General features: G+C 70.6%; 9 protein-coding genes and 4 tRNA genes. 9 read left to right on the top strand and 4 right to left on the bottom strand.

Annotated elements, in window-relative coordinates:
- Positions 1-1,876: DEAD/DEAH box helicase (locus E5082_RS11830; RefSeq protein ID WP_167514042.1), on the bottom strand; the 1,876-nt coding region annotated here is incomplete at its 3' end.
- A 227-nt stretch (positions 1,877-2,103) separates the two neighbouring features.
- Entirely contained in the window at positions 2,104-2,622 is a 519-nt protein-coding gene (locus E5082_RS11835) for a hypothetical protein (RefSeq protein WP_135791250.1), read from the bottom strand.
- 148 nt (positions 2,623-2,770) lie between these two features.
- On the opposite strand from E5082_RS11835, the gene E5082_RS11840 reads away from it, so the two are divergent.
- The 8 genes from E5082_RS11840 to E5082_RS11875 all read left to right on the top strand — a co-directional run bounded on the left by E5082_RS11840 (position 2,771) and on the right by E5082_RS11875 (position 9,890).
- Complete coding sequence (locus E5082_RS11840; protein WP_135791251.1) at positions 2,771-3,121, top strand: metallopeptidase family protein; 351 nt, start codon at positions 2,771-2,773, stop codon at positions 3,119-3,121.
- 42 nt (positions 3,122-3,163) lie between these two features.
- Positions 3,164-4,633 (top strand): metallophosphoesterase family protein, encoded by a 1,470-nt coding sequence (locus tag E5082_RS11845; RefSeq protein ID WP_135791252.1) that lies wholly within the window; start codon positions 3,164-3,166, stop codon positions 4,631-4,633.
- A 113-nt stretch (positions 4,634-4,746) separates the two neighbouring features.
- A tRNA-Glu gene (locus E5082_RS11850) sits at positions 4,747-4,822 on the top strand.
- A gap of 217 nt (positions 4,823-5,039) precedes the next feature.
- Positions 5,040-5,114, top strand: a tRNA-Asp gene (locus tag E5082_RS11855).
- Between the two features lie 24 nt (positions 5,115-5,138).
- Positions 5,139-5,212, top strand: a tRNA-Phe gene (locus E5082_RS11860).
- A gap of 147 nt (positions 5,213-5,359) precedes the next feature.
- Complete coding sequence (locus E5082_RS11865) at positions 5,360-5,698, top strand: hypothetical protein (protein ID WP_135791253.1); 339 nt, start codon at positions 5,360-5,362, stop codon at positions 5,696-5,698.
- 77 nt (positions 5,699-5,775) lie between these two features.
- On the top strand, positions 5,776-9,720 hold the full coding sequence (gene hrpA, locus E5082_RS11870) for an ATP-dependent RNA helicase HrpA (protein WP_135791254.1): 3,945 nt from the start codon (positions 5,776-5,778) through the stop codon (positions 9,718-9,720).
- A gap of 95 nt (positions 9,721-9,815) precedes the next feature.
- Positions 9,816-9,890 (top strand) — tRNA-Asp (locus E5082_RS11875).
- A gap of 677 nt (positions 9,891-10,567) precedes the next feature.
- On the opposite strand, the gene bldC is transcribed toward E5082_RS11875, so the two are convergent.
- Together bldC and E5082_RS11885 are read right to left on the bottom strand one after the other, a co-directional pair.
- Positions 10,568-10,774 (bottom strand): developmental transcriptional regulator BldC, encoded by a 207-nt coding sequence (gene bldC, locus E5082_RS11880; protein ID WP_003949541.1) that lies wholly within the window; start codon positions 10,772-10,774, stop codon positions 10,568-10,570.
- Between the two features lie 531 nt (positions 10,775-11,305).
- Positions 11,306-12,148, bottom strand: a complete 843-nt coding sequence (locus E5082_RS11885) for a DUF8083 family protein (RefSeq protein ID WP_135791255.1) — start codon at positions 12,146-12,148, stop codon at positions 11,306-11,308.
- A 247-nt stretch (positions 12,149-12,395) separates the two neighbouring features.
- On the opposite strand from E5082_RS11885, the gene E5082_RS11890 reads away from it, so the two are divergent.
- Entirely contained in the window at positions 12,396-13,490 is a 1,095-nt protein-coding gene (locus E5082_RS11890; RefSeq protein WP_135791256.1) for a Leu/Phe/Val dehydrogenase, read from the top strand.
- The last annotated feature ends 24 nt before the right edge of the window (positions 13,491-13,514 follow it).

Consider the following 13,514-nt stretch of genomic DNA (forward strand, 5'->3'; position numbering starts at 1 on the left):
GCTCGCCCCGGTCCTGGTTGAAGGAACGGCGCTCGCCGCCACGGTCGTCACGACGCTCGAAACCACGGCCACCGCGGTCGTCACGGCGCTCGAAGGAACGGCCGCCACGGTCGTCACGACGCTCGAAACCCCGCTCGCCCCGGTCCTGGTTGAAGGAACGGCGCTCGCCGCCACGGTCGTCACGACGCTCGAAACCACGGCCACCGCGGTCGTCACGGCGCTCGAAGGAACGGCCGCCACGGTCGTCACGACGCTCGAAGCCGCGGCCTCCACGGTCGTCGCGGCGCTCGCCACGGTCGCGGTCGAAGGAACGGCGGCCGGCCGGACGCTCGTCGCGCTCGGTCTCGCGGACGGCCGGACGCTCGGCCTCGGCGGTCGCCTCGGCCACGGCCTGCTCGGCGGTGGCCTGCGCCTCTGCCACGGCGGCCTCCGGGTCCTCACCGCGCTCGCGGGCGACCCGCGCCACCAGGCGGTCGGCCTCCTCGCGCAGCTCACCGGCACGGCGCTGGGCGCGCTCCAGCTCCTTGACCAGCCCGGCGACCTCGCGCTCGGCCTGCTGCGCGGCGTTGCCCGCGGACTCGGCCTGCACCTCGGTCATGGACCGGGCGCCGGTGATCTCGGCGACCTCGGGCTCGAAGGCGCCGGCCCCCTGGATGATGTGGCGCGCGGCGTCGACGCCCGCGTCCTCCATCAGCCGGAAGATCTGGCGGCGCTGGTGCGGCAGGGACAGCGAGACGACCGTGCCGGAACGGCCCGCGCGGGCGGTGCGGCCGGAGCGGTGCAGGTAGTCCTTGTGGTCGCCCGCCGGGTCGACGTTCAGGACCAGGTCGATGCCGTCGACGTGGATGCCGCGCGCGGCGACGTCGGTGGCGACGAGCGCGTTGACGTAGCCGTCCTTGAAGTCGGCCAGCGTCCGGGTACGGGCGCCCTGGGTCATGCCGCCGTGCAGCGCGTCGGCCTTCACGCCCGACTCGCGGAGCTGCTCGGCGATGCGGTCGGCACCGAGCTGGGTGCGGACGAAGATGATCGTGCGGCCCTTGCGGGAGGCGATCGCGGCGGTGACCGGCGCCTTGTCCTTGGGCTTCACGATGAGGATGTGGTGCGACATGGTCGTGACGTTGCCCTGGGCGCTGTCGACCTCGTGCGTGACCGGGTCGTTCAGGTAGCGCTTGACCAGCGTGGAGATCTCGTTCTCCATGGTCGCGGAGAACAGCATGCGCTGGCCGCCGGCCGGGACCTGGTCGAGCAGCTCGGTGACCTCGGGCAGGAAGCCCAGGTCGGACATCTGGTCGGCCTCGTCGAGGACCGCGATCTGGACGTGCTCCAGCGAGCAGGCGCCGCGGTTGATGATGTCGCGCAGGCGGCCCGGAGTGGCGACGAGGACGTCGACGCCGCGCTCGAGGGCGTAGATCTGGTTGCCCATCGAGGTGCCGCCGCAGACGACCTTCATCTTCAGGCCGAGCACGTCGCCGTAGGGCTGGAGGGCGTCGGCGACCTGCATCGCCAGCTCGCGGGTCGGCGTCAGGATGACGGCGCGCGGGCGCTTCTTCTCGGTGCGGCCGCCGGCCAGCGTGGCCAGGGTGGGCAGACCGAAGGAGAGGGTCTTGCCGGAGCCGGTGCGGCCACGGCCGAGGATGTCCTTGCCGGCCAGGGCGTCCGGGATGGTCGCGGCCTGGATCGGGAAGGGGGTGGTGACACCGTTCTGGGCGAGCTTGCGCACGATGCCCTCGGGGAGACCGAGGTCGGCGAAGGTGAGCTCGGGGGTGGTGTCGGTGGTGTCGTCGGCCTCGACGACAGCGGTGACCTCGTTCGTCCCGTCGACGGGGGCGTCCCCGTTCTCGGGCGCGACGAACTGGTCAGTACTGGAAACGGACATGCGAATGCGAAACCTTCCGGAGTCTCTCGGCACGCGCCCGTCAACTCCGTGATTCGCACAACACAACCGCCTCAATGCGGTCCGTCACGGCAAAGGAGAGTACGCGCCACACGGCGCGCTCTGCGATGGCGCCGGGCAAATGGGATCAAACGATCTACCACCATACGCACCCCCCACCCCTGAAGGCAAACCGGCTCGTCAGCCCCCTTCCGACGCCCGTTCACGGCTCACACGCCGACCCGTACGGCGGGCACCGGAACCCGTCCGCCGAGCTGCGGGGCGGGGTCCTCGTGGGCCGAGGACGACGGCTCGGCCGACGGCGGCTCGGTGTCCGGCGGGGGCGGGGTCGACGCGGGCGGCTCGGGCGGCGCGGAGGTCACCGGGGGCGGGGTCGGCTCCCCCGTCGGCACCGGCTCACCGGGCCGCACCGTCTGCCCGGGCTTGGACGGCGCCGCCGAAACCTTCTTGCCTGGCTCGCGCTCGTCCGCCGAGGCGGAGGCCGACTCCCCGTGTTTCTTCTTCTTGCCGCCGTGCCCGTGCTTGCCGTCGCCCCCGTCCTCGCCGTCCGCCTCGGCACCGCCGCCCCCGGACACCGGCCCGCCCCCGGAATCCGCGCCCTCCCGCTGGGCGGCGGAGTGCGGGGTGCGGCGGGGGCCCGCGTCGTCACCGACGTGCACACAGCCGGAGGCGGCGGCCACGGCCAGCACCGCGACAACCAGACGGACGGGTACGTACAAGCGGCGCACGACGGCCACCTCCGACAGCGGGGAATCGGGAACGCCCTGCCCAACTCCCGCCGCACGCGGGAGGACACGCCACCGTCCCGGCCGGCCGAAGCGCGGCGGACCGCGCGTACACGCCCCGCGCCGGGTGCGCTTGGCCGACAATGGCCGTGTGCTGGAGATGACACGCGACAGGTTCGAAGAGCTGGTGAGCGAGGCCCTGGACCAGATCCCGCCGGAACTGACGCGGGTCATGGACAACGTGGCCGTCTTCGTGGAGGACGAACCCTCCGCCGACGACCCCGAACTGCTCGGCCTCTACGAGGGCACCCCGCTCACCGAGCGCGGCGAGTGGTACGCCGGGGTCCTCCCGGACCGCATCAGCATCTACATGGGCCCCACCCTGCGGTACTGCGGGACCGCCGAGGAGGTCGTCCACGAGGTGGCCGTCACCGTCATCCACGAGGTCGCCCACCACTTCGGCATCGAGGACGCCCGGCTGCACGAACTGGGCTGGGGCTGACCACCCCGCATGTCCGGGCGTTCGTACGGGCATACGGCACCAATGCCCCAAGTCCCCGTCGCTTCCGTCCCGGACCCGCCCCGCGACCGGAAGTGGTGGCATCTGCCGCGCCGGAGAGGCGGCGGCCGCTGGCTGAAGGCGTTCGGCCTGATGGGTGTCGTGCTCGTCGGGGCCTGGCTGGGCCTGCTGATCGTCGGCAGCGTACGGACCCCGGTCGGCCCGATGGACACCACGATGGCCCTGCGGCCCTCGCTCAGCGGCGGCACCAAGGTCAACGTCTCCCCGCTCGGCGCGCTGACCCTGGACAGCCATGTCGCGCCCGTCCGGCTGGACGTCGACGTGGACCAGCTCGACCCGGGACGCGCACAGGCGCTGGTCGACCACCCCGAGCGGCTGTCCGGGCTCCAGGACGAGGTGGCCCATGACGTCGAGCGCGGCACGCTCGACCTGGCGGTGCGCTCGTGCGTGGCCGTCGTCACCGGCGCGACCGCGCTCGGCCTCGCCGTCTACCGCCGGACGCGCCCCGCGCTGGCGGCCGGCGGTCTCGCCCTGGCGCTGCTCGCGGCCTCCGGGGTGTCGGCGTGGGCCACCTGGAATCCGAAGTCGGTACTGGAGCCCAAGTTCTCCGGCCTGCTCTCCTCGGCGCCGTCCGTGGTGGGCAACGCCCGCAGCATCGTCACCGACTTCGACGTCTACCAGCAGGAGCTGGCCCGCCTGGTGACCAACGTGACCAAGCTGTACGACGTCGCCTCCACGCTCCCCGCCTACCAGCCCGACCCCTCCACGATCCGGGTCCTGCACGTCTCCGACATCCACCTCAACCCGGCCGCGTGGAAGATCATCGGATCGCTGGTGGACCAGTACAAGGTGGACGTGATCGTCGACTCCGGCGACACCATGGACCACGGCACCTCGGCGGAGAACGGCTTCCTCGACCCGGTGAAGGACCTGGGCGTGCCGTACGTCTGGGTCCGGGGCAACCACGACTCGCGGGCCACCCAGCGCTATCTGGAGGGCATCAAGAACGCGCACGTGCTGGACGAGGGCGAGGCCGAGACGATCGCCGGAGTGCGCTTCGCGGGCACCGGCGACCCCCAGTTCACCCCCGACCGTTCCCGGGCGACCGGCGGCGACGCGGCGGAACGGCTCGCGGGCGCCCGGCTCGCCTCGGCGCTGCGGGACCAGAAGGCCAAGGGCACCCCGGTGGACATCGCGGTGGCGCACGAGCCGCTGGCCGCCGCCGAGACCGACGGCACGGTGCCGCTGGTGCTCTGCGGACATCTGCACACCCAGGGCACCAAGGTCCTCCCGCTGGGCACCCGGCTGCGCCGCGAGGGCTCGACCGGCGGCAGCGGACTGCGCGCGGTGGAGGGCCAGTACCCGGCACCGATCGAGGCGTCGGTGCTCTATCTGGACCGGGACACCCGCCGGCTACAGGCGTGGGACGCGATCAAGCTGGGCGGGCTCGGGCGGACCACGGCCGAGGTCAGCCGGCATCTGGTGCAGCGCTGAATCCCCGGCCCGGCGCCCGCACAGCGGCGAAGGGTTTTGCCCATACCGCTCACGATCCCCTATGCTGCACACGTCCCCGACGCGCCGCGATGCGGCGCCCAGGCGGGCCGATAGCCCTCATCGTCTAGCGGCCTAGGACGCCGCCCTTTCAAGGCGGTAGCACGGGTTCGAATCCCGTTGGGGGCACCACAGCGGACTTGTCATGAAGGCCCGCCCTGATCCAGGGCGGGCCTTCATGTTTCCCCACGTCCGGGCCCCGCTCGCCGCCGAAAAGCACGGTACGGAGCACCACCCCTGCTCTGATACGCTTCTCCAGCGACGTCAGCCCAGCAGATACGCACCTCACCCCGGTGGGAAACGCGTTGGGAAGGCCCGCAACCTTGTGCGACACTGTCGTACAGCGCCTGGTCCTGTGGAGCAGTTTGGAGTGCTCGCCACCCTGTCAAGGTGGAGGCCGCGGGTTCAAATCCCGTCAGGACCGCTGAGGTTTCACGTGAAACCTCGTGGCTGGGTAGCTCAGTTGGTACGAGCGATCGCCTGAAAAGCGATAGGTCGCCGGTTCGACCCCGGCCCCAGCCACAACCGCCCGATCCGGGCCGAACCCCCTCCAGTCTCTGGAGGGGGTTCTTGCGTTTCCGGGCCCTGGGAGCGCGGTTGCAGGTGAGTAGCGCGGGGCTAGAGTGAAAAGGCATCTATTCGTGGAGAAATTACCCAAGGGGACGTTCCATGCCCGCCACGAACAGAAAACGGACGGCTGCCCTGTGTTCGGTCTTCATGGCCGCCGGCGTCGTCCTCGCTCCGATCGGCTTCCAGCAGGCGGCCTCGGCGACGCCCGCTCCGTCCCACGTCGGTACGTCGGCCAAGGCGCCCGCCTCGCAAGGGGACTACCAGCGCGGGTTCCGGGACGGGTTCCAGTCCGGGTACCGCGACGGCCGTCACTGCCATCACCACCGTGACCACCACGACGGGAGAGGCGTGTCGCTGAAGGACCCGCGCCGCGACTACCAGCAGGGATTCAAGAACGGCTACAAGTCGGGCTTCCGGCTCGGTCTGGACTCCTGCTGACCCCCGGCCCCCTGGGGCGACCCCCCGCGTCAATTCATTCGCGCGGAATTTCCCCGAGGTGAGATCCTGGATCGCGTATGTCTACGCATCCCGCCCCCGCCTTGGGGTCTCTCGCCTCCCGTCTGACCGAGCTGTCGCTGCGTGACGCGCACCGGCTCGGGCGCAGGCTCGAAGGCGCACGCAAGATCCGTAAGCCGGAGGCGCGTGCCGCCGTGCTGGCCGAGCTGGAGGGGGAGGTCGACAAGGCCGCCTCCCGGATGGCCGAACGGCGCTCCCGCGTGCCCTCGGTCAGCTATCCCGAGCAGCTTCCGGTCAGCCAGAAGAAGGACGAGATCGCGGCCGCCATCCGCGATCATCAGGTCGTCATCGTGGCCGGTGAGACCGGCTCCGGGAAGACCACGCAGATCCCCAAGATCTGCGTGGAGCTGGGCCGGGGCCTGCGCGGGATGATCGGGCACACCCAGCCCCGCCGGATCGCCGCCCGTACCGTCGCGGAGCGCGTGGCCGACGAGCTGCACACCCCGCTCGGCGAGACCGTCGGCTGGAAGGTCCGCTTCACCGACCAGGTGAACCCGGACGCCACCTTCATCAAGCTGATGACCGACGGCATCCTGCTCGCGGAGATCCAGAACGACCGCGAGCTGCGCGCCTACGACACGATCATCATCGACGAGGCCCACGAGCGGTCCCTCAACATCGACTTCCTGCTGGGCTACCTCGCGCAGTTGCTGCCGAAGCGGCCGGACCTGAAGGTCGTCATCACCTCGGCGACCATCGACCCGGAGCGGTTCTCCCGGCACTTCGGGGACGCACCGATCATCGAGGTCAGCGGGCGGACGTACCCGGTGGAGGTGCGCTACCGGCCGCTGCTGGAGGAGGACTCCTCCGACGCCGACCGGGACCAGATCACCGCGATCACCGACGCGGCCGAGGAACTGATGGCCGAGGGTCCCGGCGACATCCTCGTCTTCCTCTCCGGCGAGCGGGAGATCCGGGACACCGCGGACGCGCTGGAGAAGAAGAAGTACCGCTCGACCGAGGTGCTCCCGCTGTACGCGCGGCTCTCGCACGCCGAGCAGCACCGGGTCTTCCAGCAGCACACCGGGCGCCGGATCGTGCTGGCGACCAACGTCGCCGAGACCTCGCTGACCGTGCCCGGCATCAAATACGTGATCGACCCCGGCTTCGCCCGGATCAGCCGCTACAGCCACCGCACCAAGGTCCAGCGGCTGCCCATCGAGCCGGTCTCGCAGGCCAGCGCCAACCAGCGCAAGGGCCGCTGCGGCCGTACCTCCGACGGCATCTGCATCCGGCTGTACTCCGAGGACGACTTCCTCGCCCGGCCGGAGTTCACCGACGCCGAGATCCTGCGCACCAACCTGGCCTCCGTCATCCTGCAGATGACCGCGGCCGGCCTCGGCGACATCGAGAAGTTCCCCTTCATCGACCCGCCGGACCACCGCAACATCCGCGACGGCGTCCAGCTGCTCCAGGAGCTGCACGCGCTCGACCCGGCGCAGAAGGACCCGCGCAAGCGGCTCACCGAAACCGGCCGCAAGCTCGCCCAACTGCCGGTCGACCCGCGCCTGGCCCGGATGGTGCTGGAGGCCGCGAAGAACGGCTGTGTCCGCGAGGTCATGGTCATCGCCGCCGCCCTGTCCATCCAGGACCCGCGCGAGCGCCCGGCCGACAAGCAGACCCAGGCCGACCAGCAGCACGCCCGTTTCCGCGACGAGACCAGCGACTTCCTGGCCTACCTCAACCTGTGGCGGTATCTGCGGGAGCAGCAGAAGGAGCGCGGCTCCTCCTCGTTCCGCCGGATGTGCAAGCAGGAGTACCTGAACTTCCTGCGAGTGCGCGAGTGGCAGGACATCTACCTCCAGCTCCGCACGGTCGCCAAGCAGATGGACATCCATCTCAACGAGGACGACGCCCCCGCCGACCGCGTCCATGTCTCCCTCCTCGCGGGCCTGCTCTCCCACGTCGGGATGAAGGACGTGAAGGACGGCAACAAGAACGAGTACTTGGGCGCCCGCAACGCCAAGTTCGCGGTGTTCCCCGGCTCCTCGCTGTTCAAGAAGCAGCCCAAGTTCCTGATGTCCGCCGAGCTGGTGGAGACCTCCCGCCTCTGGGCGCGCGTCAACGCCAGGATCGAGCCCGAGTGGGTCGAGCCGCTCGCCGGCCACCTGCTGAAGCGCACGTACAGCGAACCGCACTGGGAGAAGGACCAGGCGGCCGTGATGGCGTACGAGAAGGTGACGCTGTACGGCGTGCCGATCGTCGCCCAGCGCAAGGTGAACTACGGGCGGATCGACCCCGAGGTCTCCCGCGAGCTGTTCATCCGCAACGCCCTGGTCGAGGGCGACTGGCGCACCCACCACAAGTTCTTCGCCGACAACCGCAAGCTGCTCAGCGAGGTCGAGGAGCTGGAGCACCGGGCGCGGCGCCGGGACATCGTCGTGGACGACGAGACGCTGTTCGACTTCTACGACCAGCGGGTGCCCGAACACGTCGTCTCCGGCGCCCACTTCGACTCCTGGTGGAAGCGGAAGCGGCAGGAGCAGCCCGAATACCTGGACTTCGAGCGGGAGATGCTCATCCGGGAGTCGGCGGAGGCGGTCACCAAGGCCGACTATCCCGACAGTTGGCGCCAGGGCGAGCTGAAGTTCCGGGTGACCTACCAGTTCGAGCCGGGCGCGGACGCCGACGGTGTGACCGTCCACATCCCGCTCCAGGTGCTCAACCAGGTCACCGACGAGGGCTTCGACTGGCAGATCCCGGGGCTGCGCGAGGACGTCGTCACCGAGCTGATCCGCTCGCTGCCCAAGCCGATCCGCCGCAACTACGTCCCGGCGCCGAACTACGCCAAGAAGTTCCTGGAGCGGGCGGTTCCCCTCCAGGAGCCGCTGGCGACGACCATGGCGCGTGAGCTGAAGCGCATGGTGGGCGTGCCCTTCGACGCCGAGGACTTCGACTGGGCGAAGGTGCCGGACCACCTCAAGGTCACCTTCCGGATCGTGGACGAGCGGCGCCGCAAGCTGGCCGAGGCCAAGGATCTGGAGGCGCTCAAGCTCCAGCTGCGGCCGAAGGCCCGCAAGGCGATCTCGCAGGCTGCCGCCGCCACCGCGTCCCGGCAGGGCGGGCCCTCGCTGGAGCGCTCGGGCCTGACCGACTGGTCGATCGGCACCCTCAGCCGGGTCTTCGAGACCCGCCGGGCCGGACAGCCGGTGAAGGCGTACCCGGCGCTGGTGGACGACGGCGACACCGTCTCGGTCCGCCTCTTCGACACCGAGGAGGAGCAGGCCGAGGCGATGTGGAAGGGCGTACGCCGGCTGATCCTGCGCAACATCCCGGTGAACCCGGCGAAGTTCGCCTCCGACAAGCTGACCAACGCGCAGAAGCTCGCCCTCTCCGCCAACCCGCACGGCTCGGTGCAGGCGCTGTTCGACGACTGCGCGATGGCGGCGGCCGACAAGCTGATCGCGGACTTCGGCGGTCCGGTGTGGGACGAGGAGTCGTACCGGAAGCTCTACGACAAGGTGCGGGCCGACATCGTGGACACCACCGTGCGTGCGGTGGGCCAGGTGCAGCAGGTGCTGGCCGCCTGGCAGGCGGCCGAACGGCGCCTGAAGGCCGTCTCCAGCCCCGCGCTGCTGGCCAACCTCACCGACGTCCGGCAGCAGTTGGACGCGCTGGTGAAGCCCGGCTTCGTGACCTGGGCGGGGATCGCGCGGCTGCCGGACCTGATGCGCTACCTGGTGGCCGCCGACCGGCGTCTGCAGCAGATGCCGGGCAACGTCCAGCGGGACACCACCCGGATGCAGAAGGTCCACGAGATGCGGGACGAGTACGCCTGGCTGCTGGAGCAACTCCCCCAGGGCCGGCCCGTCCCCGGGCAGGTGCTGGACATCCGCTGGATGCTGGAGGAGCTGCGGGTCAGCTATTTCGCCCACGCGCTGGGCACCGCGTACGCCATCTCCGACAAGCGGATCGTGAAGGCGATCGACGCCGCCGTACCGTAACCGCACGATCGCACCGGGTGAGTTCGACCCGGGCACCCGGACTCCTGTACAGTCCTTCTCGCAGCGCAACGCAGAAGTGAAGCGCCGCACCAGATGGTCCTGTGGAGCAGTTTGGAGTGCTCGCCACCCTGTCAAGGTGGAGGCCGCGGGTTCAAATCCCGTCAGGACCGCAGCAAAGAGAAGGGCCCCCGGATTTCCGGGGGCCCTTCCGCCGTTCCCGGCGCTCGCAGGCGCCCGCGTGCGCCCTGTGGGCCCTGTGCACCCTGTGCGGCCTGCGGAGGTGGCGCATGGCGCCATCGGCCCGGCACGAGGCGCGGGCACCCTGAGGGCGCACCTGGCGGCCGCCCCGCCCTGCCGGCGCCGCACCGGCCGATGCCCCAACACCCGTTCCCGCAGGGGGCGGTGAGGCGGGAGAGCATCAATAGCGCACCCATGCAGGGGACAACAAGCGTCTCCGCGTGTGACGGGTGTCACGGCATGAGTTTTGGAAACCCAGGTTTTTACTGCTGCCCTACAACAGGTCGATTTAATATGTGCAATTGCACTCTCCCCGAGGGTGGCCTGGCGGGCTCCCGGAGCAGGTGCGGGGCACTTCCCACAGCCCTCCCCAGACTTCGACAGGGCCGCTCACACAGGAGGCCGGCGGGCGCCCGTGAGCGCACAAAAAAGATCGCGCTGGACCCGGCGGAGTCCAGCGCGACCTATGACGCGCTCGGTGCCACGTGCCTCCGGACTTCGTCCGGCGTGGGCATGGGGCCTGTTGGGGCAGGCCCGCGTCGTTGTGGAGCTAGGGTTCGGGCGCTTCGACCGGTTGGGGGACCGGTCGTTTTGCCCGGTTGTTCAGTTGTTATGCCTCGCTGCGCTGCTGCGGGATGCCCGCGAGCAGGGCGCGGACCTCCGCCTCGCGGTAGCGGCGATGCCCGCCGAGCGTGCGGATCGACGTGAGCTTGCCGGCCTTCGCCCACCGCGTGACCGTCTTGGGGTCGACACGGAACATGGTGGCGACCTCAGCCGGGGTCAGCAGCGGCTCGGCATCAGGGGTGCGAGCGGTCATGAGCGGCCTCCTCGGGAGAACCGAACCTTCTCGGTTCATTCCTCTAAATTCTGCACCTTGACCCGCGTTGCCCGAAATGGCGGACGCGAGTCGAGTCGGTTATAGGACGAACGGCTTGTCCTCGGCACTACAACTACACCATCTGTCCAGCCGCGTCGGCCAAACCGATGGAATTGCCCTCCCAGGTGTTCATCCACGACGGAAGCCGATGGACCATGCCATAGCGGACAGTCACGCCGACGTGACGATCAGTCACATGGCGCTCGGGAGTCACAAGACCCCCCAAAGCTAGCAATGCGGAGAATCCGCCCACAGTGGAGCACAGATGGACAGACGGAGTCCTCCCCGGACTCCTTGTCCTATTTTGGCACGAGGAGTGGCAAGAGACGCAAGGGCCGTGTAAGTGCCGTCCATCACCCAATGAGGCAAAAGCCCGGTTCGAGGCCAACGCCCCGTCAAACGGTCCAAGTTCCGTAGACCGTACGCTGTTCGAGCCCATTTCGACCGTGACGTGCGTCACGCAGGACGGGCTCAGTTCGCCGAGCGCAGGTCCCGGATCGACCGCCAGCGGGTCGCCAGACGGGTGTAGGCGTGAGTTGCGGCACTTTCGTCGCCCCGGCGCAGCGCGTCGATGCCGGCGGCCACGTCCGCCGCCGAGTGGTCCTCCTCCAGCGTCCCGCCCGGCACCGCGTGCACCAGGCCGCCGTAGTCCAGCTCCACCACCGAACGCGGGTGGAACTCCTCCAGCCAGCGGCCGACGTCCAGCACGCCGTCGATCAGCGGGCTCTCCCGCACGGTGTCCTGGAGCGTGCGCAGCGCCCGCGCCACCCGGCGCCGGGCCTGCACCATCGGCGTGCGGTAGCGCAGCAGGGCCGGGGTCTCGCCGCTGCGCGGCTCGAAACGGCGCTCCTCGTCGGCGACCAGCACGAACCAGTTCAGCGGGATCTGCCAGGTCGCTCCGCGAATCCAGGGCCGCGCCTCGGGATTGCGCTCCAGCCAGCGCTCGTAGTCCTGGGCCGCCTGGTCGCGCACCAGGGGCGGCAGCACCGCGTCCAGCACCGGGGTGGGCAGTTCCTCGCCCAGGCCCGCCAGCGCCTGCCAGCCGCGCAGCCGGGTGCGCCAGGGGCAGACGCAGACCACACCGTCCCGCTCCAGCACGAACGCGTCGGCGCTCTCGTGCACCGGCACCGCGACGGGCGGGGTGGCCAGCAGGTCGGCCAGCGAGCGGCGCAGCTCGTCCTGGTAGGTGGGGCGGTCCGCGCGGCGGGCGTAGCGGGCCCAGTGATCGCGCTCCGGCTCCGGGAAGGCGGCCAGCGGCTCGTACACGCGCAGGTAGGCGGCGTAGGGGACCGCCACCGAGGACACCTTGGCCACGCCTGCTCCCTCCCCGTCGGGGTCACCTCGAAACCACTGCAAATCGTGCCACGCCACCGCCGGGGCGTCGCACCTGCGGGTGATCCTCGGCGGAGGCCGGTCGTGGGCCGGGCGCAGGCTCTACTCTCAGCCGTGCGGCCCAACCGCCGCGTGGCAGCACCCAGCCGCCTCCCCCGCCACCAAAAGTGTGGGGGAACCCCCAGGGGCTTCGGCCCCGCCCGCCGCTTCTTGCACAGGAGTCACCACAGTGACCGAGGTAACCGGCGTCACCACAGATGTCCTGCACACCCTGTTCCACTCGGACCAGGGCGGCCATGAGCAGGTCGTGCTCTGCCAGGACCGCGCCACCGGCCTGAAGGCCGTCATCGCCATCCACTCCACCGCGCTGGGCCCCGCGCTCGGCGGCACCCGTTTCCACCCGTACCCGAACGAGGCGGCGGCCGTGGCCGACGCGCTCCAGCTCGCGCGCGGGATGTCGTACAAGAACGCCATGGCCGGGCTCGACCACGGCGGCGGCAAGGCCGTGATCATCGGTGACCCCGCGCGGGACCGCACGGAGGAGCTGCTGCTCGCCTACGGCCGCATGGTGGCCTCGCTCGGCGGCCGCTACGTCACCGCCTGCGACGTCGGCACCTATGTCGCCGACATGGACGTGGTGGCCCGCGAGTGCCGCTGGACCACCGGCCGCTCCCCCGAGCAGGGCGGCGCCGGCGACTCCTCGGTGCTCACCGCGTTCGGCGTCTACCAGGGCATGCGCGCCTCCGCCCAGCACCTGTGGGGCGACCCCTCCCTGCGGGACCGGGTGGTCGGCATCGCGGGCGTCGGCAAGGTCGGCCGGCATCTGGTCGGGCATCTGCTCGCGGAGGGCGCGCAGGTCGTGGTGACCGACGTCCGCGGCGAGGCCGTGGACCAGATCGTCGAGGCCCACCCCGCCGTGCGCCGGGTCGCGGACACCGAGACGCTGATCCGGATGGAGGGGCTCGACATCTACGCGCCCTGCGCACTCGGCGGGGCGCTGGACGACCACACGGTGCCGGTGCTCACCGCGTCCGTGGTGTGCGGCGCCGCCAACAACCAGCTCGCCCACCCCGGCGTGGAGAAGGACCTCCAGGACCGGGGCATCCTCTACGCGCCGGACTACGTGGTGAACGCGGGCGGGGTCATCCAGGTGGCCGACGAGCTGCACGGCTTCGACTTCGAGCGGTGCCGGGCGAAGGCGGCGAAGATCTTCGACACCACGCTGGCGATCTTCGCACGCGCGAAGTCGGACGGCGTTCCGCCCGCTGCCGCGGCCGACCGGATCGCCGAGCAGCGGATGGCCGACGCGCGCGCCTCGCGCTGACCGACACGCCGGAAGAACGCGAAC

It is taken from the genome of Streptomyces griseoluteus, assembly GCF_004784465.1.
Classification (GTDB): Bacteria; Actinomycetota; Actinomycetes; order Streptomycetales; family Streptomycetaceae; genus Streptomyces; species Streptomyces griseoluteus.

What these genes read in the sequence shown, in the direction of transcription:
- E5082_RS11845 (WP_135791252.1), top strand. Translation starts at nt 3,164, where the DNA reads ATGCCCCAAGTCCCCGTCGCTTCCGTCCCGGACCCGCCCCGCGACCGG.
- E5082_RS11865 (WP_135791253.1), top strand. Translation starts at nt 5,360, where the DNA reads ATGCCCGCCACGAACAGAAAACGGACGGCTGCCCTGTGTTCGGTCTTC.
- bldC (WP_003949541.1), bottom strand. Translation starts at nt 10,774, where the DNA reads ATGACCGCTCGCACCCCTGATGCCGAGCCGCTGCTGACCCCGGCTGAG.
- hrpA (WP_135791254.1), top strand. Translation starts at nt 5,776, where the DNA reads ATGTCTACGCATCCCGCCCCCGCCTTGGGGTCTCTCGCCTCCCGTCTG.